Source organism: Agrobacterium sp. LY4, from assembly GCF_001526585.1.
Taxonomy (GTDB): Bacteria; Pseudomonadota; Alphaproteobacteria; order Rhizobiales; family Rhizobiaceae; genus Agrobacterium; species Agrobacterium leguminum.
In genome coordinates this window covers 117,267-137,329 of the sequence record NZ_ASYA01000043.1, presented here as the reverse complement: position 1 = coordinate 137,329, position 20,063 = coordinate 117,267, and the positions used below count along the sequence as shown (strand labels likewise).

At 60.1% G+C, this 20,063-nt stretch carries 18 protein-coding genes and 1 pseudogene; 8 read left to right on the top strand and 11 right to left on the bottom strand.

The genetic code is table 11. From position 1 onward, the window contains the following. Positions 1-4 precede the first annotated feature (4 nt). From L904_RS22635 to L904_RS22620, 4 genes are all read right to left on the bottom strand, one after another. Positions 5-1,186, bottom strand: a complete 1,182-nt coding sequence (locus tag L904_RS22635; protein WP_035260302.1) for a glycosyl transferase family 1 — start codon at positions 1,184-1,186, stop codon at positions 5-7. A gap of 60 nt (positions 1,187-1,246) precedes the next feature. Beyond that, a complete protein-coding gene (locus L904_RS22630) occupies positions 1,247-2,038 on the bottom strand; it encodes a glycoside hydrolase family 16 protein (RefSeq protein WP_035260305.1) in 792 nt (263 codons plus the stop codon). A 4-nt stretch (positions 2,039-2,042) separates the two neighbouring features. After that, on the bottom strand, positions 2,043-3,191 hold the full coding sequence (locus L904_RS22625; protein WP_035260310.1) for an acyltransferase: 1,149 nt from the start codon (positions 3,189-3,191) through the stop codon (positions 2,043-2,045). Between the two features lie 372 nt (positions 3,192-3,563). After that, positions 3,564-5,042, bottom strand: coding sequence for a lipopolysaccharide biosynthesis protein (locus tag L904_RS22620; RefSeq protein ID WP_035260307.1), 1,479 nt, complete (start codon positions 5,040-5,042; stop codon positions 3,564-3,566). A gap of 118 nt (positions 5,043-5,160) precedes the next feature. Here L904_RS22620 and L904_RS22615 point away from each other — a divergent pair, with 118 nt between their 5' ends. Both L904_RS22615 and L904_RS22610 read left to right on the top strand, forming a co-directional pair. Continuing rightward, positions 5,161-6,126, top strand: coding sequence for a glycosyltransferase family A protein (locus L904_RS22615; RefSeq protein ID WP_031234228.1), 966 nt, complete (start codon positions 5,161-5,163; stop codon positions 6,124-6,126). Positions 6,127-6,178: 52 nt separating this feature from the next. Then, positions 6,179-7,131: pseudogene (locus L904_RS22610) on the top strand (polysaccharide pyruvyl transferase family protein). Positions 7,132-7,320: 189 nt separating this feature from the next. Here L904_RS22610 and L904_RS22605 read toward each other — a convergent pair. Next, positions 7,321-8,310: a glycosyltransferase family 2 protein gene (locus tag L904_RS22605; RefSeq protein WP_020811960.1), complete on the bottom strand. Its 990-nt coding sequence runs from the start codon at positions 8,308-8,310 to the stop codon at positions 7,321-7,323. A gap of 110 nt (positions 8,311-8,420) precedes the next feature. After that, the gene (locus L904_RS22600) at positions 8,421-8,699 is read right to left on the bottom strand and encodes an exopolysaccharide production repressor protein (RefSeq protein ID WP_003522139.1); all 279 of its coding nucleotides are present in this window, start codon (positions 8,697-8,699) and stop codon (positions 8,421-8,423) included. Between the two features lie 340 nt (positions 8,700-9,039). Here L904_RS22600 and L904_RS22595 point away from each other — a divergent pair, with 340 nt between their 5' ends. Next, positions 9,040-9,306, top strand: a complete 267-nt coding sequence (locus tag L904_RS22595) for a DUF6074 family protein (RefSeq protein ID WP_035239160.1) — start codon at positions 9,040-9,042, stop codon at positions 9,304-9,306. A gap of 72 nt (positions 9,307-9,378) precedes the next feature. Here the strand turns inward: L904_RS22595 and L904_RS22590 are convergent, their stop codons facing one another. Both L904_RS22590 and rpsU read right to left on the bottom strand, forming a co-directional pair. Continuing rightward, complete coding sequence (locus L904_RS22590) at positions 9,379-10,275, bottom strand: tetratricopeptide repeat protein (protein WP_003508539.1); 897 nt, start codon at positions 10,273-10,275, stop codon at positions 9,379-9,381. 133 nt (positions 10,276-10,408) lie between these two features. Continuing rightward, positions 10,409-10,636, bottom strand: coding sequence for a 30S ribosomal protein S21 (rpsU, locus tag L904_RS22585; protein ID WP_003508541.1), 228 nt, complete (start codon positions 10,634-10,636; stop codon positions 10,409-10,411). A 316-nt stretch (positions 10,637-10,952) separates the two neighbouring features. Between rpsU and L904_RS22580 the strand changes: the two genes are divergently transcribed. Genes L904_RS22580 through L904_RS22560 form a run of 5 tightly spaced genes read left to right on the top strand, consistent with a single transcriptional unit; the run spans position 10,953 to position 16,446 of the window. Then, on the top strand, positions 10,953-12,206 hold the full coding sequence (locus L904_RS22580; RefSeq protein WP_003522141.1) for a sarcosine oxidase subunit beta family protein: 1,254 nt from the start codon (positions 10,953-10,955) through the stop codon (positions 12,204-12,206). Then, entirely contained in the window at positions 12,206-12,616 is a 411-nt protein-coding gene (locus tag L904_RS22575; RefSeq protein WP_020809750.1) for a hypothetical protein, read from the top strand. The genes L904_RS22580 and L904_RS22575 overlap by 1 nt, the downstream gene beginning before the upstream one ends. An 11-nt stretch (positions 12,617-12,627) precedes the next feature. Continuing rightward, complete coding sequence (locus L904_RS22570) at positions 12,628-12,942, top strand: sarcosine oxidase subunit delta (protein ID WP_003508553.1); 315 nt, start codon at positions 12,628-12,630, stop codon at positions 12,940-12,942. Continuing rightward, positions 12,939-15,899 (top strand): sarcosine oxidase subunit alpha, encoded by a 2,961-nt coding sequence (locus tag L904_RS22565; RefSeq protein WP_020809751.1) that lies wholly within the window; start codon positions 12,939-12,941, stop codon positions 15,897-15,899. The genes L904_RS22570 and L904_RS22565 overlap by 4 nt, the downstream gene beginning before the upstream one ends. Beyond that, a complete protein-coding gene (locus L904_RS22560) occupies positions 15,892-16,446 on the top strand; it encodes a sarcosine oxidase subunit gamma (RefSeq protein WP_020809752.1) in 555 nt (184 codons plus the stop codon). Before L904_RS22565 ends, L904_RS22560 begins: the two co-directional genes overlap by 8 nt. Here the strand turns inward: L904_RS22560 and L904_RS22555 are convergent. Genes L904_RS22555 through glgX form a run of 3 tightly spaced genes read right to left on the bottom strand, consistent with a single transcriptional unit; the run spans position 16,443 to position 20,008 of the window. Further along, the gene (locus L904_RS22555; protein WP_020809753.1) at positions 16,443-17,486 is read right to left on the bottom strand and encodes a DUF2332 domain-containing protein; all 1,044 of its coding nucleotides are present in this window, start codon (positions 17,484-17,486) and stop codon (positions 16,443-16,445) included. The genes L904_RS22560 and L904_RS22555 overlap by 4 nt on opposite strands. 23 nt (positions 17,487-17,509) lie before the next feature. Then, on the bottom strand, positions 17,510-17,998 hold the full coding sequence (locus tag L904_RS22550; RefSeq protein ID WP_020809754.1) for a MaoC family dehydratase: 489 nt from the start codon (positions 17,996-17,998) through the stop codon (positions 17,510-17,512). A gap of 54 nt (positions 17,999-18,052) precedes the next feature. Continuing rightward, entirely contained in the window at positions 18,053-20,008 is a 1,956-nt protein-coding gene (glgX, locus tag L904_RS22545; protein ID WP_020809755.1) for a glycogen debranching protein GlgX, read from the bottom strand. Positions 20,009-20,063 lie beyond the last annotated feature (55 nt).

Genomic DNA, 20,063 nt, shown 5'->3' with positions numbered 1-20,063 from the left:
CGCACTACACGGGTGAAAACTGCGCTTCACGGGCATGGCCGGAAGCGGATTTGGCGAGAGAGGACAATTGCTGCACCAGCAGACGGCAATCGTCGCGGTCGGTCAGCCATTGTTTCCTGTCGAGTGCCGAGAGGGTGTTGAAGGCGTCCGCATAGGTTTGCGGGTTCATCCGGTTAAACAGCGCGGCAAGATCGTCAGCGCCGGCATGTTGCAGGACGAAGCCGATATCGCGCTTTTCGATGAAGCGGGCGGTTTCCGTGCCGGCAAGCGCAATCGGCAGGGTGCCATAGAGGCAGCCCTCGTAAAGCCGGTTGGGCAGCAGCCAGCTGGAATTCTGGCCTTCCTCGAAAAAGTCTATCGCCCAGGTGAACTGCACCTCGTTATAGATGGCGGCAAGGTCCTCGGGGTTCTTGTAAGGCCCATGGAAATGCACATGCGGGGCGGCGGCCACGAAGCCGTCGAAATCGGCAAATTCCGAATAGGCCGGCCGGCCGCGCAGGATGATTTCGACCTTGCCTTCCATTCGACGGGCGAATTCGGCGAGGATTTCCAGCGATTTGCGGCAGCGAAGCGCGCCGAACCAGCCGATTTTCCATGGTTCGCCGGAGGCGGGGGCGCGTGGCTGCGGCGTGGCGGCAACGGTGGCGTCGAGCGCTAGAACCTTGTTTTCCTGCAACAGGACGGGAAGGTTGAGGCCCGACATGGGCTTGAAATAGTGCTCCACGAATGCCGGAGAGCTGGTGATCAGCAGCTTGGCGTCGCGGGCGAAATAACGCTGCGCGGCATTCAGTAGCTGTCCGGGCTTGCCCTTATTGAGAAGCAGGCGGTGAATGTCGAGACACTCGTAAACCAGCGCCGGCTGTCCGGCATAGATCGACATGGCGCGCTTTGCCAGCGCCAGCATTTCCAGGTTTCTGGCGAGAATGACGTCGGGGGCGGGGATGCCGCTCAATGTCTTGCCGAGCGAAAGGCTGGCTTTCGCCACCGCCGCCATGCGCTGCAAAAACTGCCCGTCGGCGGTTTCCCCGAGCACGACGGGTAAGACGCCTTCGATCTCCGCCAGTCGGTTCTGTCCGCGCCGGAAGCCCGCCAGCGTCACCCGCGCCCCGCCCGCAAGCAGGGTCAGCACCCGCCGACGAATGGCGGGGTCCGACAGATCATGCGCGAGATATAGAACATGGGTCATGCAAGGGTCCGGTTGGTTCATGCGTCAGAGACGCCGCGGATGACGGTTTGGTTCAAAAAATCAGTTGAGGGCGCAGGCAATGGATTCCGGATACTGGCATTTGTCGCCGAGCGCCGTGAAGGCAAACCGGTCGACGATCATTTGCGTTGCGCCGGAATAGGAGAAGGCGCCCATCCAGTCCTTCAGCGTATCGGTGCCCCACAGACTGAAGAAAATCTTCTGGGCATTCTGGGGAATTTTCGACTCATCCGTCACTTCATGGACGAGCTTGCCGTTGACGTAATAACGCAGGCGCTGGGGCTCCCAGACGAAGGCATAATCGTTGAAGCCGGCATCGGCGCCGCCTTCCACCGGCACCAGCTTCTCATTGCCGCCCTTGGCGGAAATATACTGGTTGAGCTGCACCTTGCCCGTGTTCTTGCCCAGAACCTCGAAGTCGATTTCATCGTGCGGCTTCTTGTCGGTCGGGCCGATATAGGTGAAGAAGGCGGAGTTCAGGCCCGAGCCGGTGGCGGCCTTCATGCGTGCTTCATAGGTGCCGTAGCGATAACGGCCCTTGGTCTGGATTTCGCCGCAGGCGAATTTGCGGTCTCCAGCCTTGGTTTCTTCGAAACCGAGTGTCAGCTGGCCGTTTTCCACCGTCGCCAGTTTCTTCGACCACGTGCAGTTCTGATGCGCGCCATTGTTCCAGCCGTCGGAAACGTACCAGAAGCTTCTGTCCATGGAATCGAAGTTCTCGATGAAGGATGCGCCATTGCCTTCCTGTGCCTGGCCCGGCGTCGCAAAAGGTGCGGCCAGAAGGGCCGCGGCGAGAAGAATGCGTGTCTGAACGCGGGTGACAAATGTTGTCATTGGTTCACCTCTGTCGTTGCGAATAAAGCGTTTCGGATGTCGGCGGACCGATCATGGCGGCCCGTTTTGCCGCAAAATCGGCCTTCGTCTTGCCTTTGCCGCTACGGCTTCCGGTCAGCACGGCATAGACGGCCGGCAGGTATTTGCGGGTCTGGGCGTTGCTGACCACCAGAATGACGAAGGCGGAAAGCGTGGCGCTGATATAGAAGGCGGGGTAGAAATCCGGCCCGCCCTTGTTCCACACCATCCACATGATCACGAGCAGCGGATAATGGGCGCAGAATATCCAGAAGCTCAGGCTTCCGGTTTCCGCAAGCCGCCGGCCAAGCCTGCTACGGATCAAAAGCGCGGAAGATGCCCAGAAGCCGAGCGCGCCGAAGACAGCGAGCAGATTGCGCGACATGTTGAGCCAGAAGGTGAATTCTGGCCCAGTGAAATAGAGGCCTGTCGCCAGCATGGCCGAGGCGGCAAAGGTCAGCGCCATGATCGGCAGGGCGTAAGGGTCGAGCGCCTTGACGTCGACGCGGTGGAGCGCAAGCGCAATGCCGAGCGAGAAGCTGAAAAGGATGGATTTCTTCTGGACGATGAAGATCGTCAGGTCGGGCATGGCTGTGATGAGCAGCAGGATGGCGAGCGTCGGCAGGGCAAAACGGCGCATCAGAAAGGCGAGCACCGGCGACAGCAGGATGCAGACGAAGAGGTCGCGCAGGAAATAAAGCGGCACATTCACCGGCAGCTCTTCGAGCGCCGTACCATGGCTGATGATTTCACGCGGGCTGGCATTCCACAGATCGGGGAAATAGCCCACACCGACATCGAAGAGCTGGATGAGCAATACGGCCGCAAACAGCGCGCCGTTCCACAGAAGGAAGGGCAGCAGCACGGTTTTCGACTTGGAGCGGATCGTCGCCGGATAATCGAACCCGCTCATGCCGCGGCGAAACAGCAGATAGCCGGAAATGGCGCTGAGACAGGGCACGCCGATGCGAAACAGCGCATCGCCCAGAAAAACCCGCAGCCAGTCGAAGAAGCCGTAAAGGCCGAGAAAAGGGCTGGTTTCGGCATCGTGCGGCACATGGACGAACACGATTCCTGATATCAGCAATATGCGCATCAAATTGATACGGGAGGATAGGTTCTGATCGACAGTCACATCAGTCACCCCTATTGGGCGGCGTCCACCCACGCCGCGTTGCAACCAGAGCGAACTTAGGCCCGCACTGGAAAGTCTGGTTTCGACTTTGGGATAAAATGTGGCGACGCGGGAAAAACACAAGCTTAGATTTTGCGGGTGAATGTCTGGCGTTCCGGTCATTCCTGTTGCTGTAAAAAATCAAATATCTGAAATTACTGGTATTTTTCTAAATCTGGCCATCGTTAAAAATCGCCCAACCGTGTGAAATTGTCATTTGTCGTGATATTGCGCTGCAAAAAGAGCCGCCATCCCGCCCTGCCGCGGCGAGGAAAATCACCGCGGAAAAGGCCGGTTAACGGCGGAAATGAGGCGCGTTTTTCTGCGGTTGAACTAACCTTGGGTTGCAGTGTCCCGCATGCGCCGCGATTTGACCATTCCGAGAATTTTCCCGAGCAGCGCCCGTTCGGTCAGCAGGATCAGCACTGCATAGATGAGCCCGCCGACGGCAGCGCCGATGAGAACCTGAAGCGTGGCATTGGGAACGCGCTCAGCCAGAACGTGAAGCAGATAACGCACCGCAACGGCCATCACCAGCGCCGCGATCATCGGCCGGCTGCTGACATAAAGGCCACGGAAGAAGGGGGTATCGCTTGCCTTGAACACCGCCCAGGAATAGGCGACCAGCGTTACCGCATTGACGATGCAAAGCCACACCATCGCGTCGATCAGGGTGCCATAAAGCGCGGCGAGCCACACTGCCACCGTGGTGACGATGGCGCGAATGGTCGCCGACCAGAACAGCACGCGGCCGTAACCTGCTCCCTTCAGATACGGGATGAAGGTGCTGCACGGCGTCAGAATGGCTTTGGAGAGGGCGAGCAGACCGAGGACCGGCCAGGCATAGGCCCAGTTCTGCCCGAAGATGACAAGCATGGCCGGCTCCGCCACGGCCCAGAGGCCAAACATCATCGGTGCCAGGAGCACGGTCAGCACCTGCGTACTGAACATCAGCGCATCGCGCCGGCGTTGCGGGTCGTCCATCATGCGGCTGAAGGCGGGAAACAGGACACCCATAACGGCCGACAGAACCACCTGATTGGGAATGCTGGCAAAGCGGTTGGAGGCGGAATAGGCGCCGGCATCGGCCAGACCCAGGTGTCGGGCAATGACCACCATCGGCGACTGAAAGGTAACGAAATTGGCGATTTCCGAGCCCATCAGCCCCGAACTGAAGCCGAGAAGCGGCACCAGCCGGCGCGGTTTCATGACGAAGCGCGGGCAATAGCGCGAAACGGCATAAAGCCCGACAAGCCGGATGAGGGCCGCGGCAAAAAGCTGGATGATCAGCGCCCAGACGCCGAAGCCGAGAAGGGCGAGCGCCACAGCGACAACCGCGGCGATGCTTTCCGACGCCATGCTCCACACCGCGTCCTGGCTGAAGTTCATGCGCCGGGCGAGCAGCGAATAGGCGACATCGCCGGCAAGCTGCAGCGGAATGAGGAAGGCCATGATGCGCAGCAGGTAAGCGCTTTCCACCGCGCCCAGCAGCCCGCCGAAAAATTCCGCGAAGATGTAGAGGACGGCGGCCATGGTGCAGGAGATGGCAAGATTGGCCCAGAAGACGGTATGGATCGTTTCCATATCCTCTTCCTTTTCGACGATGAGGGCAGAGGTCAGCCCCGCGCCGGCGATCATGGTCAGAAACTGTACAACCGTTAGTCCTACCGCAACCACCCCGAATTCCTCCGGGGAAAGCAGTCTTGCGAGAATTGGGACCGTGACAAATTTAAGCCCGAATGTCCCTGTTTTTGATAAAACGCTCCAGCCGACATTCGTGGTGATGGTCTTTACATTTGGCGCTGGGGGCATACAAGCATCCTGTTTCTGGAGGCCGGCGGGAGGAAAGCCGGTTGGGAGTTGCCGATACCATCGGGGCCGCTTTTAGGATCGGGCCCGACACTTCTTGATCAACGCAAGGGGCGAAACAATGGCAAGATTTACTGTCGTCATTCCCTACTACCAAAAGCAACACGGTGTCTTGGGACGTGCACTCGCATCGGTTTTTGCGCAGACTTACCAGGATTTCGATCTTGTCATCGTCGATGACGAATCGCCATACCCGATCAATCAGGAACTTGCGGAACTTTCGCAGGGTGAGAAAGACCGGATTCTCGTCATTAAACAGGCCAATGCCGGCCCGGGCGGCGCCCGCAACACCGGTCTGGACAATGTGCCTGACGGCACCGACTATGTCGCCTTTCTTGATTCCGACGATATCTGGACACCCGATCATCTGCAGAATGCGGCCTTTGCGCTTCAGACCTATGGCGGCGAGTGCTACTGGGCATCCATGCAGGCAAGTGACGAATTTTATTATCATTTTGCCATTTCCGAACTCGAGAAGAATGAGGGTGCGGCAAGGCTTTCCGAGAGGCCGCTGGTGATCGAGCTGCCGGATCTGGCAAGTGTGATGCTGCGCAACTGGAGCTTCCTGCATCTCTCCTGCATGGTGATCGGCCGTCCTCTTTTTGAGAAAATCCGCTTTGACCCGGCGCTTCGTCTGGCGGCGGAAGACGTGCTGTTTTTCTGCGATTCCATCCTCGCATCGAAGCGCACGCTTCTCTGTGACGACGCCGGCGCGATGCGCGGCATGGGGGTCAATATCTTCCACAGCATCGACAATACCTCGCCGGAATTCCTGCGCCAGCAGTTCAATACCTGGGTGGCGCTCGATACGCTGGAGGGGCGTTTCTCACGCCGGCCGGACGATGTCGCCTCCATCGCTTCCTATAAAAACACGGCGCGCAAACAGGCGCTGTGGAGCCAGGCGGGCAATCTGAAACGGCGCAAGGCGCCCGAATTCGGGCTGCTCCTGAAGTGGGCGATGCGCGATCCGGCACTGCTGCGCGCCGCTTTCGAGCTCGGTGCTGGAAAAATCGTCCGCTCCAGATGAGCGAATTCTCGCCCGCAAGAATTTATATGTTTTTTCACCCAGGAGTGACCTCATGAAACCTTACCACTGGGAATCTCATCACGGAAATTTCGGTGACGATCTCAACCTGTGGCTGTGGGATTTTTTGCTTCCGGGCCTGCGCGATGTGCATGACGATGTCATGCTCGGGGCGTCGGCACCGTGCTGAACGATGTTCTTTTGCCCGCAAAGCAGCGCAAGCTGGTGATCGGCAGCGGCTATGGTTATGGCGCGGTGCCGGATACCAGCACCGAGTTCTGGGATATTCGCTGCGTGCGCGGCGAAAAAACCGCTGCCAAGCTGGGGCTCGCGCCCGAAAAGGGCATTGTCGATCCGGCCGTCATGGTCACCGAGATGCCCGATTTCAAAGGCCTGCCGAAGCTCTACAAGAAGACCTTCGTTCCGCACTGGGAATCGGCGGAATTCGGCATGTGGGAAACCGTCTGCGAACCGGCGGGACTGACCTATCTCGACCCGCGCGGCGAGGCGAAAGCGGTGATCCGCGCCATCGCCCAGTCGGAATTCATCGTTGCCGAATCCATGCATGGCGCAATCCTTGCCGATGCCTTCCGCGTGCCATGGGTCGCGGTCAGTACCTCGCCGTCGATCAACAGCTTCAAATGGAGCGACTGGGCCGGCAGCGTGGGTGTCGAATATCAGCCGCGCTATGTGCCGGTTTCGACCCGCGCCGAGGCGGCGAAAAAGGGCTCGCGCTTCTGGGGCATGAGCTTCCCGCCGCCGCCCGGCCCCGTCATTGCCGAGACCGGTTCCGTTCCGGCGCATGAGGGTGACGTGCTGGTGCGACCGCAGGAAACGCAGCCCCGGTCATTGCGCAAATTGGCCAAGCAGGTGCTGGCCGCGCCTTCCACGCTGGCGCTCTGGCAGGCAAGCCGCGCGGAGCCGCGCCTCAGCCCGGATGGCCGGCTGGAAGAGCGCAAGGAGCGCTTTGCCGCCGTTCTGGAAACGGTGAAGAGGGACTATCTCTGAGGGCGAAGAGTGGATGCGGCAGAGAATTTTCTGCCGCCTTCGCTTGAGGATGCCATCCTCTAGGGTCTCTATCGTCATGCTCGGGCCTGTCTCGAGCATCTGCAACCGGCCGATCATACGATACGCGGGTAGATCCTCGGGACAAGCCCGAGGATGACGGCGAGGAATTGGCGCAGGTCGTCTTTTCCCCTACGAAACCGGCGTACCGTCCAGCAGATAACGCACATCCCGCACCGGCGGGGATTTACGGAACCGGGCGGTCTTGTCGCTCCAGATGCCGCGCGTGATGGCGGGCAGGGCGGGGAGCCGCGCAAGGGCATGGCTCAGCGCGCCGCCCATGCCCTTCTGCTTTTTCGCATCGAGAAAATGGCGAAGCTCGAATTTGGCGCGGATGTGTTTTTCATGTTCGCGCAGGATCGCCGTTTCCTCTGCCGAAAGCCGGCAGCCGGCGAGAATGGCCTTGTCCGCCTCATATAAGCGGCGAAGATCTTCGGTGCGATGGCGGCCGCTCAGCGAGTTGCCGCGCACGATCGCGCCGTAACCGCAATGGCGGATGACCTTGTAACGCGCACCGGCGGCCAGCGCCCGCACGTAAAGCTCGTAATCTTCACCGAGCCGCAGGCCGTCATCGTAACGCAGAGCATGTTTGTCGAGAAAAGCGCGGCGTATGACCGGCTTCAGAAACCCGGTTTCCCCGCGTTCGACGCCGGGCCTGGAAATATTGCCTTCCACGAATTCCGTCAGCGACAGAAACCGCGCCTGCGGTTCGAAACGGACCGGCTGCATGGAGGATGCACCGGGGACCGATTGCTGGATGAAGGCGATATTGTCGGCCACCAGATCCCAGTCGTCATCGGCCAGCATGGCGGCGAAACGGCCCCGGAAAAAGAAGTCGTCCGCATCGAGAATGCTGATGAGCGGCGCCGATGAAATCGAGATGGCGTGGTTGCGCGCAGCCGAAGGGCCTCGATTGACCTCGAATCGCACGACCCGCAGACGGCCCGTGCCGTCATCCGCCGCATGCGCCACATCGCTCGTCGTGTCGGTGGAACCATCGTCGATCACCACGACTTCGCCGACCTCCGGTTCCACAAGGGCGGAACGTATGGCGATATCGATCGTTTCGGATGCATTTTTCGCAGCGATGATGACGCAAATGGGCTGTGAACCGCTCACCATGTATTGTCCTTCTGCTTTGACCAACCGTCAGGATTTGGCCAGCAGAAAGTGTCACGGGTGTGGATGCAAGCGATTTTTTTGCGACGCAATAAATGAAGCTGCGTGAAAGCTCACATATCGGTCAGTTTCGCACCGTGCGGCGGCGGGCTTTTTACGGCGTCCGGCTGCATTGCCTCGGCGCCACGGTCCCGCGCGAAGGTTTCGCGCATCCGCCGCTTTTCCCGGGCGACCAGAACGAGAATCCCAATAAAATAACCGACTTGCAGAATGACCGCGCAGATGAGGGTCTGGATGAATGCCGTGTAGAACGAGCCGTGGATGAAATATGTCGCAACCGCAAAGGTAAGCAATGCACCGATCATGCTGAAAAAAACACGAGGTGCATACATGGTGCTCTCCTCCCGAGAACGATTTCTCCATTTTTGACTGCGCTGCGGCATTTTTCTTCTTTGCAAGAAATATACGATGAGACCGGTGCTGTTTCAACACACATATACTTCTTCTAACGGTTGCGGCATGAAATTTCGGTAATCTTGATTGGTAAATTCCTCGGTAATCGATGACTTCCCCCAATCGGGGCTGCCTTACCAGGCGATTTCCTGCTTTTGAGAGGCGTAAGATCGTTCTCTTGCGGCCATTGTCGGCTGTCTTACGCCCTCTGCAGACTTCGTTAACCATCTCGCCTTTAAAAAGTCGGTATTGATTCCTCAGCAAGAGCAAGGTGCCCGCGTGACAACGAGTTCAGAAGTAATCGCCTTTCCGGCAAAGAACCGTATTGCCGACGTAAAAAGATGTGCAACCATGCTTGACCGGCTGCATGGTGTGGAGGCGAATGATTTCTGGCGCAGGGAGTGCCGTGAGCTGGCCGCCCGTCTGATGGCGCTTGGCTATGAGGACGCCGCCATGCGGCGCGAGGTCATGGAATTTCAAAACGCCGTGCAGGCTGAATTGTGGGCGGGCGATGCCACGCCAGAGGCACGCCGCGACAGCCATTGAGGCTTCAGCGTTTTCCATAAAAAAAGCCGGCAGGTGTCAAACCTGCCGGCTTTTTTGTTCATGCCCGTTTGATCAGGAAGCGCCGGCGCCGCGCGTGCGGGCAACGCCGTCAAGCGCGGGCTTGTATTTCGGGTCGAGCCGGGCCGCATGGCCATAGGACTTGGCGGCCTTGGCCATCTCGCCGCGACGCTCATAGACTAGCGCCTGGTTGGCCCAGGATTCCGCCACATTGCCATCCAGCGAAATGGCGTGGTTGAAATCGGCGAAGGCGTTTTCATCGTCGTTCAAGGCGACATAGGAAAGGCCGCGGCCGTTATAGGGCTCCGGCGAGGTCGACGACAGCGAGATTGCCTTGGAGAAGTCCTCGATGGCCTGGGCATGCTGGTTGCGCAGCTGGTAGATCAGGCCGCGATTGTGCCAGGCGCGTCCGTCGGTGGTTTCAAGCTCGATGGCGCGGGAGAAATCGTTGAAGGCTTCGTTCACACGCCCGGACTGGCGGTAAAGATTGCCACGGCCGATCAGCGCCACATCGTAGCTTGGATTGATCTGCAGGGCGGCGTTGTAGTCCTGCAGGGCCTGCTGCTGCTGCCCAGAGTTGCGATAGACCAGCGCGCGGTTGGCATAGGCCTGATAAAAGCGCGGGTTGAGTTGCAGCGCCTTGTTGAAATCCTCGATGGCGCGGCGCGAATCGCCGGCGCGGCCGTAAGCCGAGCCGCGGACGTTATAGCCTTCTGGATCCTGCGGATTGGCGTTGATGACCGAGGTGAGCGAGGCGATGTTTTCCTGCGAACCCTGGGCACGGTCGATCCTGAACACATCTTCCGTCTGGTTGGATGTCGCGCAGCCGGAAAGACCGGCAAGGACGGTACAGACGACCAGAGAAGCGCGGAACCCTCTGTTGTTTTTCAATGGCACCCGGCGCGTGGAGGCATCGGAGTTTTTCACAACACAGGCGTCGACAGCGATCATTCGGTGTGGGTTCCCTCGCAGGCCGGTCTCACGGTCGTTTTCAAGAGCGTTCTCCGGCCACAAACACAAAGAGCGGCGGCGAATTGATCGCCCCCGCCCAACAAGCATTCAAAAACGTCCAAAAGACGGCCTATTAACGGCCTGCGCGGGGGCCTGCAACCAGACCTTCGCGCTGTGCACGCTTGCGTGCCAGCTTGCGAACGCGGCGAACGGCTTCAGCCTTTTCGCGAGCGCGCTTCTGGGAGGGCTTTTCGTAGTAATCGCGCATCTTCATTTCACGGAAAATGCCTTCGCGCTGCATCTTTTTCTTCAGGGCGCGGAGCGCCTGATCAACGTTATTGTCGCGGACTAGTACCTGCACGTGAATCCCGTTCCTTTGGTTTGGTTAATTTGCTATGTGAATAAGGCATTCGCACGCAAATAAAAAATCGTTCGTTCGGCTGTCGAGCCGGGCGATTGGTGACGTGCAATAACAGATCATTTGCAGCAAGTCCAGCCGGTAGCGCATAATCACCCAGCAAAATGCGGCTTGCCCGGAATTCTGCCTGCGATGTCGAAACAAAATCATTGCGGCGTCGCAAAATGGATATTGCCTCCCATCCCGATTTGCCATGTGTATGATAAGGGCCGGAGCCATGTTTCCGGCCTCTGGCCGGTTCTTGAGGAGCAGATTGCGAATGCGCAAATATTCCGTTTTTGCCGTGGCGCGTGAGGCGCTCAGGGGTCATAAGGGGTGGGATGCGCAATGGGCCTCGCCCGAACCGCGCAAGGATTACGATGTCATCATCATCGGCGGCGGCGGCCACGGGCTGGGGGCTGCCTATTATCTTGCCAAGGAACACGGCATTACCAATGTCGCAGTTCTGGAAAAAGGCTGGCTTGGCGGCGGCAATACCGGCCGCAACACCACCATCATCCGCTCCAACTATCTCTATGAAGAGAGCATGGATATTTACGAGCATTCCCTGAAATTGTGGGAAGGCCTGAGCCAGGATCTCAATTACAACGTCATGTATTCGGCGCGCGGCGTGATGATGCTGTCGCACAATATCCATGACCGGCAGTCCTTCAGCCGCCATATCAATGCCAACCGTCTTTACGGCATCGACAATGAGTGGCTGACGCCGGAGCAGGCGAAGGCCTATTGCCCGCCGCTCGATATTTCCGGCAATGCGCGGTATCCGATCAATGGCGCAGCGCTCCAGCGCCGCGGCGGCACGGCGCGCCACGATGCGGTGGCCTGGGGTTATGCCCGCGCGGCCTCCGACCGCGGCGTGCACATCATCCAGAACTGCGAGGTTACGGGCATTCGCCGTGGGCCGGACGGGGCGGTGACGGGTGTGGAGACCAATCGCGGTTTCATCGGTGCGAAGAAAATCGGCGTTTCCGCCGCCGGTCATTCCTCTGTCATCATGAAGATGGCGGATGTGCGCGTTCCGCTGCATTCCAACCCGCTGCAGGCGCTGGTTTCGGAGCCGCTGAAGCCGATCTTCCCCTGCGTGGTGATGTCCAACACGGTCCACGCCTATATTTCGCAATCCGACAAGGGAGAGCTGGTCATCGGCGCAGGCACCGACCAATATAACTCCTATTCCCAGACCGGCGGCCTGCAGATCATCACCCACACGCTCGACGCCATCTGCGAGCTGTTCCCGATCTTCCGCCGCGTCAAGATGATGCGGCAATGGGGCGGCATTACCGATAACACGCCCGACCGCTCGGCGATCCAGAGCGTGACGCCGGTGCCGAACCTCTTCGTCAATTGCGGCTGGGGCACGGGCGGCTTCAAGGCGACGCCGGGTTCGGCGAACCTCTTCGCGCATCTCATCGCGCGCGGTGAACCGCACCGTCTGGCGGCGGGGCTGACGCTCGACCGGTTCCGTACCGGCCGTCTTATCGATGAGGCTGCCGCTGCCGCGGTGGCGCATTGATGCTGGCGGCGGCCATGCTTGCGATCAACATATCAGGCGCGGCCTTGGCCGTGCCCGTCGGCAGCGTCATTCCCGAGGCCAGGGATTTTCGCAGCCAGAAGATTGCGAAGATGCACGGTGAGAAAGACTGGCCTTTCGTGGCGGAAAAAGGCCTGCTTCTCTGTGCTCCGAGTCTCGCGAACAAGATGGTTTATTTTGTCGGCGAGAAGGAGGATGGCGAGCAGGATTACCCCTTCGCAATCGACACCGACATGATGGCGGTTGCCATCGTCAATATGGGCCGGGCCTCGGCGCTACGCCCTTTCGATAATTTCGAGCAGCTTTTAAAGCGGCTTTCCCCTTTCGTAGCCATGGGAAAGCGGCTGTGTGACCAACCCGCCGGAACAGCGCTTCCGGAAAATTCTCTCTAGGTGGAGCGACGATGCTTCTGATCCATTGCCCCTATTGCGGGGAAGACCGTTCCGAACTGGAATTCCGCTGGGCGGGCGAAGCCCATATTGCCCGGCCGGAAAACATCGCCGATATTTCCGACGAGGCCTTCGCCGAATATTTCTTCATTCGCGACAATGACAAGGGCCTCGTTTTCGAGCGCTGGCGTCACATTCACGGCTGCGGCCGCTTCTTCAACGCCGCCCGCGATTCGGTCAGCGACAAATTCCTGATGACCTACAAGGCGGGTGAGCCGAAACCCGATACTGAGACGGTCCTTTCCGCAGAAAAGGGAGCCGGGCAATGAGCGGCGATTATCGTATCAAGGGGGCCGGTCGTCTCACCCCGGCCAGAACCGCGCGCTTCACCTTCGATGGCAAGATTTATCAGGCGCTGGAGGGGGACACGGTCGCCTCCGCGCTTCTGGCCAATGGTGTGCATCTGATCGGCCGCTCGTTCAAATATCACCGGCCGCGCGGCTTCCTTTCCGCCGGGCCGGAAGAGCCGAATGCGCTGATCGATGTGTCGCGCGACAGCCTGCGCAAGCAGCCCAATGTGCGCGCCACGGTGCAGGAAGTGTTCGATGGCGCGATCATCGCCTCGCAGAACCGCTTTCCATCGCTATCCTTCGATCTGAGTGCGATCAACGACCTCCTGTCGCCGATGTTCGCGGCCGGGTTTTATTATAAGACCTTCATGTGGCCGAAGGCCGCCTGGCACAGGATTTACGAACCGCTTATCCGCCGCGCCGCCGGTCTCGGCAAGGCGCCGAGCGAGCCGGATGCGGATCATTATTCCGGCCGTTATGCCCATTGCGACGTGCTGGTGGTCGGCGCAGGCGTCGCCGGTCTGACCGCGGCGCTTGCTGCCGCGAAAACCGGCGCCAGCGTCATTCTGGTCGATGAAAATGCCGAAGTCGGCGGTGCGCTGCGTTTCGACACTGGCACGGTCATTGACGGTCTGCCCGGTTACGAATGGGCGCAGAAGGTTTTTGCCGAACTGAAGTCCCTGCCCAATGTGCGGGTTCTGACCCGCACCACCGCTTTTGGATATTACAACCACAATTTCGTGGCGCTGGCCGAGCGGGTGACCGATCATCTCGCCACGCCCGCCAGACACCAGCCGCGTGAGCGGCTGTGGCAGGTTCGCGCCAAAAAGGTCGTGCTGGCGGCGGGTGCGATCGAACGCCACATGGTCTTTGCCAATAATGACCGCCCCGGCATCATGCTGGCCTCGGCCGCACGCACCTATCTCAACCATTACGGCGTCGCCGTGGGCCAAAATGTCGGGGTCTACACCGCCCATGATTCGGCCTATGAGACGGCCTTCGATCTGAAAAAGGCCGGGGTGAAGATCGCCGCCATCGTCGATTGCCGCGAGAACCCGGATCAGCGTCTGCTGGATGAGGCGCGGGCGCTCGGCATCGAAGTGCTGGCGGGCCATAGCGTTTACAATACCGCCGGCCGCCTGCGCGTCTCCTCGATGACCGTCGGCCGCAATGGCGGCTCCAACAAGCGCAAGATCGCCATCGACGCGCTTGTGGTTTCCGCTGGCTGGACGCCTTCGGTGCATCTCTTCTCGCAATCGCGTGGCAAGCTGAAGTTTGACACGGCTAACCAGCGTTTCCTGCCAGATATCCATGTGCAGAACGGTGTTTCCATCGGCGCCTGCAACGGCACGGACGATCTTTCCGCGCTGATTGCCGAGGCCGCGGCCGCCGGTGGCGGCGGCGTGGAGTTTTCCGGCGAGAATGCCAGGACCTGGACAGGCGGCATGATCGGTGCGGCCGAAGGCGCGGGTGAGGGCACCGGCGTCAAGGCCTTCATCGATTTCCAGCACGATGTCTGCGCCAAGGATATCCGCCTTGCCGTGCGCGAAGGCATGCATTCCGTCGAGCATATCAAGCGCTTCACCACCAATGGCATGGCGTCCGATCAGGGCAAGATGTCCAATATGCACGGCCTTGCCATCGCATCTGAAGCGCTTGGCCGGGATTTGCCCAAGGTCGGTCTCACCACCTTCCGCCAGCCCTATACGCCGGTCACCTTCGGCACGCTCATCAACCATTCGCGCGGCGCGCTGTTCGACCCGGCCCGCAAGACGCCGATGCACGAGGAAGAGCTGGCTGCCGGTGCGGTGTTCGAGGATGTCGGCAACTGGAAGCGCGCCTGGTTCTTCCCGCGGGCGGGCGAGGACATGCATGAGGCGATCAACCGCGAATGCAAGACGGTTCGGACAAGCGTCGGCGTGTTCGATGCCTCCACGCTCGGCAAGATCGAAGTGGTCGGCCCGGATGCTGCGAAGTTCCTGAACCTCATCTACACCAATGCCTGGGATACGCTGAAACCCGGCCGCTGCCGTTATGGCATCATGACCCGCGAAGACGGTTTCGTTTACGACGACGGCGTTGTCGGACGTCTTGCCGAAGACCGTTTCCACGTGACGACGACCACGGGCGGTGCGCCGCGCGTTCTCCAGCACATGGAAGATTATCTCCAGACCGAATTCCCCGATCTCGATGTCTGGCTCACCTCGGCCACCGAACAATGGGCCGTGATTGCCGTGCAGGGGCCAAAGGCGCGCGAGGTTATCGCGCCCTTCGTCGAGGGCATTGATCTCTCGCCGGAGGCCTTCCCGCATATGGCGGTGGCCGAAGGCACATTCTGCAGTGTGCCGACACGGCTCTTCCGCGTGTCATTCACCGGCGAACTGGGTTTCGAAATCAACGTTCCTGCGGACTATGGCGCCGCCGTCTGGTCGGCGATCCGCGAAAGGGCGGAAGCCGTCGGCGGCTGCCTTTATGGCACCGAGACCATGCACATTCTACGTGCGGAAAAGGGCTATATCATCGTTGGGCAGGATACGGACGGCACGGTGACGCCAGACGATGCCGGGCTTGCCTGGGCCGTTTCCAAGAAGAAGACGGATTTCGTCGGCATTCGCGGACTGAAACGCCCCGATCTCACGCGCTCCGGCCGCAAACAGCTTGTCGGGCTGAAGACGAAAGACCGGCTGACCGTTCCGGACGAGGGCGGCCAGATCGTTGTCGATCCAAACCAGCCGAAACCCATGACCATGCTCGGCCATGTCACCTCCGCCTACTGGTCGGAAAATCTCGGCCATTCCGTCGCTTTCGCGCTGGTGGCGGATGGCAGGGCGCGCATGGGCGAAACGCTCTATATTCCGCTCGCCGATAAAACCATTGCCGTCGAAGTGACCGACATGGTCTTCCTCGACAAGGAAGGAGCCCGTCTCAATGGCTGACAAACTTCACGCAAAACGTAAATCCGTGCTCGAGGATTTTCACGGCGGCTCTCCCTTCGTTTCGCTGAAGCCCGCGGCTTCCGCATCGCGGCTGTCGCTGCGCGCCCGGGAAAGCGCCCTGCCGGCACTTTCGCAAGCGCTCGGTCTTGCCCTGCCTGTCCGCCCGAAAAGCTCCGTCACCTCGGGCCTGCGGTCCGCTTTGTGGCTCGGCCCGGATGAATGGCTGGTGATCGATCAGGGCGAAAGCGACCTGATGGCGGCTCTCTCCGGCGTTTCCGGCCTGTTTTCTGCAACCGATATTTCCCACCGCAATACGGCCGTCATCGTCTCCGGTGCCGGTGCGGAAGCGGCACTCAATGCCGGCTGCCCGCAGGATATTTCTCTCGCAAAGTTCCCTGTCGGCGCTTGCTCACGTACCGTTTTCGGCAAGGCGGAAGTGGTGCTGCTGCGCACGGCGGACGATACGTTCCGGGTGGAATGCTGGCGTTCCTTTGCCGAATATGTCGGCGGGCTGTTGCAGGAAGCGGCTGAGGACGTGGCGGTTTAACCCGCCACCCAGCCCCGCCATTCCACCCATCGTCCATGGAAATCGGCTCGGCCGATTTCCTGTTTCTCGCCGGTCGGCCAGATCTGCAGGGTAATGGCGGCGCTGCCCGGTGTCGCGTCCGCTTCCATTTGCAGCCGGGCAAGCGGGGCATCCGGCGTGGCGCGGGTTCCAGCTTCGGCAATCACAGCCTCGCCTGCCTGTTTCAGTCCATCGGGCAAATATTGCCAGGCGACTGAGTGATAGACGACGTGGACAGCACCCGGATATTGCGTGGCAAGGCGGCGTTTCAGCCAGTCGACCGCGTCTGCCTTTTCGACATGCAGACCATGCTCCACCGCTATCCGCAGGGCGGCCGCGGTTCGCTCCAGCCGGTCTGTCTGGTCGGCCCAGACATAGGACATCAGCCGCAAGCGATCTTCGGCGGATGACGGGTCGAGCGGGTTGAGATCGCAGCCGGCGCGCTCGATAACTTCGATCCGCTCATGGGCCGGGGTGTCGCCGCGCCATTCCGGTGACAGGAAAACATCGGATTGCTCACCCCAGGTGAGATCGCCGAGGCGATATCGGTAACGGTCGAACTGCAGGTTGAGGCCAGCGCTCGCTCCGACTTCGGAAAGCACCAGCGGCTTGCCGGCCAGTGCCGCAATCGAAAGAAAGCCCGGCAGCAGAACGGCGGAACGGCGAACCTCGTTGGTCTGCGGCGGTGATTTCAACCTTTCGAGGATGAAGGCGGAATGAAAACGCAGGGCGCTGGCGCAGGCCTGCCAGAGCGCTTCTTCGTCTTCCGGCGGGATATTGGCAAGCGACGCGATCTTTTCCTCGATGGCGAGTGCATGCAGGGCGCCCGCCAGTCGCAGGGGAACGGAATCGCCCGAGGGGCCGACATCGCCTGGCCAGGATAAAATCCGCTCGCCCACCTCGGTATGGCGGTCGAGCCTTGCTGCCATGGTGCGGCAGAGCCGCGCGGTAAAGGGCGAGCCGAGGCTGTCGCAGGCTCTTGCCTGCACGAGAAACGCATTCCTTACGGCTTCGTCATGCATGCGGTCTCTCCCTTGCTGCGGTTTCAGGCGTCTTCCGGCCTGTCCTCCGGGTTGAACTGGCTGATGGTGGTCCAGCGGGCGGTAAGCGCCGGCTTTTTCTCGTTTTCGATGTCTACCGTCACGTCATAGGTCGTCATCAACATGGCCGCGCCGCGAAAACGCGCCTCCGCCAGTGTGAAGCGGCCGCGCACCCGCGCACCGCTTTTGACCGGCGTAACGAAACGAACCGCATCGAAGCCGTAATTGATGCCCATGGTCTGTTCGCGGATGCGGGGCAGGGCATCGTAATTCAGCGCCGAAAGCAGAGACAACGTCAGGAATCCATGCGCGATGGTGCCGCCAAAGGGGCTTTCCGCTTTGGCGCGTTCCGGATCGGTGTGGATGAACTGTTCGTCCAGCGTCGCTTTTCCGAAGGCGTCAATCATCGTCTGGTCGACGGTAATCCAGTCGGAAACGCCCATTTCCGTGCCGACCAGATTTTTCATCTCCGCCAGCGCAATTTCTTTTGTCATGTTACCTCGTCCGCATTGTTTCCAGGGACTTATACGGCTGGCGACGCGAAGGGATCAACTGCGCAGATAAAACACCACGGAGCGGGCTGGCAGGAAGGCGGGATTGCCGAAATCCGTGCCGATCGCATGCCAGCCATTGCCGGGCAGCGTGAAAGGAACGACTTCGCGACCGCGATTGATGAGAACCGCAAGCTCGACCTCGTCGCCCGTTTCCCTGTCCGACGTTGACAGCACCATGGCGAAGGCCGGTCCATTCGGGTTTTCCCAGTCCGCAACCGTCATGGGTTCCCCGCCCGGGGCAAGCCATGTCACATCGCCGCTGCCGGAAAAGAAGCCGGTCTCGGAAAAGACGCCGAAGCGTTTGCGAAGCGCTGCGAGAAATGCGGTGTGATCGATCAGTTCGGGGGCAAGCGAAGACCAGTCGATCCAGGTGATGTTATTGTCCTGACAATAGGCGTTGTTGTTGCCATGCTGGCTGCGGCCGCCCTCATCGCCGGCGGTCAGCATCAAGACGCCGCGGCTGACGAACAGGGTGGAAAGCAGCGCCTTCACATCCGCAATGCGGGCGGCGACAATGGCAGGATCATCCGTCAGGCCTTCGAAACCATTGTTCCAGGAGTGGTTTTCATTATGGCCGTCGCGATTGTTCTCGCCGTTTTTTTCATTGTGCTTGTGTTCGTGGCTGACGAGATCGAACAGGGTGAAACCGTCATGGGCGGCGAGAAAATTGACGCTGCGGCTGTTCGACCGGCCATGGCGGGAAAAGATCGGCGAAGACCCGGAAAGCGCGTCGGCCAGCGCCCCGGTGGTGCCGGCGTCGCCGCGCCAGAAGCGGCGCATATCGTCGCGGGCGCGGTCGTTCCACTCCAGAAAGCTTTCGGGGAAATTGCCGAGCTGATATCCGCCGGGGCCGATATCCCATGGTTCGGCGATCAGCAGGCGGTCGTAAAGCAAGGGGTCCGAATGCATGGCCGCGAGCGTTTCGCTTGTCATGTCGAAGCCATTGGCCGTTCGCCCGAGCACGGGCGCGAGGTCGAAACGGAAGCCATCCACGCCGGCATTCAGAACGAAATGCCGGAGGGAATCGACGATGAGCTGGCGAATATAGGGATGATCGCAGGCGACCGTGTTGCCGGTGCCGGTATCGTTGATCAGCACGCCCGGCTTTCCCGGCGGGTGGCGGAAGGCGGTGAGGTTATCGAGCCCGCGCAACGACAGGATAGAACCTTCGATATCGCTTTCGCCGGTATGGTTGAAGACCAGATCGAGAATGACGCCGATGCCTTGCGCATGCAGTGCCGCAACCGTATCCCGCAATTCCCGCACGCCGCCGGGGCAGAGGCGCGGATCGAGCGCCATGAAACCGACGGGATTATAACCCCAGGCATTGGAAAGGCCGAGCGGCGGCAGGTGGCGCTCGTCGATCCATGCTGTGATCGGCATCAACTCCACCGCATCGACGCCGATTTTTTTCAAGTGCGCGACAATGGCGGGATGGGCAAGGGCGGCAACGGTGCCCCTGATCTCTTCCGGCACTTCAGGATGCAGCCGGGTGAAGGATTTGGCGGCGAGTTCGTAAATCAGTCCGCCTTCGGCAAAAAACGGCGGTTGACGCCGGACCGGCTCATGCTGCGAAAGGATCGCCTTCGGCATGATCCCGCCGGTTTCCGCACCAAAGGCGTAAAGCGCGGGATCGTGCCGGAAGGGGCGGTCGATCTCCGTGGCATAGGGGTCGAGCAGCAGTTTCGCAGGATCGAACCAGAGGCCGTGTTCAGGAGCGTAAATGCCGTGAGCGCGGAAGCCGTATCTTGTGCTAGGGCCGGCGTCGGAGATGATCAACCGGTGAACGTCATCTTCACCGCGCGTCATCGGCAAACGGGCCGTTTCTTTTTCGCCCTTGGTATCGAAAAGGCAGAGATCGATCTGCGAGGCGTGCCGGGAATAGACCGTGAATTCCGTTCCGTTTTCCGTCTGGATTGCACCTTTGGGGAAAACGGAAGGTGTCTGCATGGTCTGTCTCTCCGGGGAACGGTGTTTCTCTTCCAGAATGGAAAAGGGAGGCAAG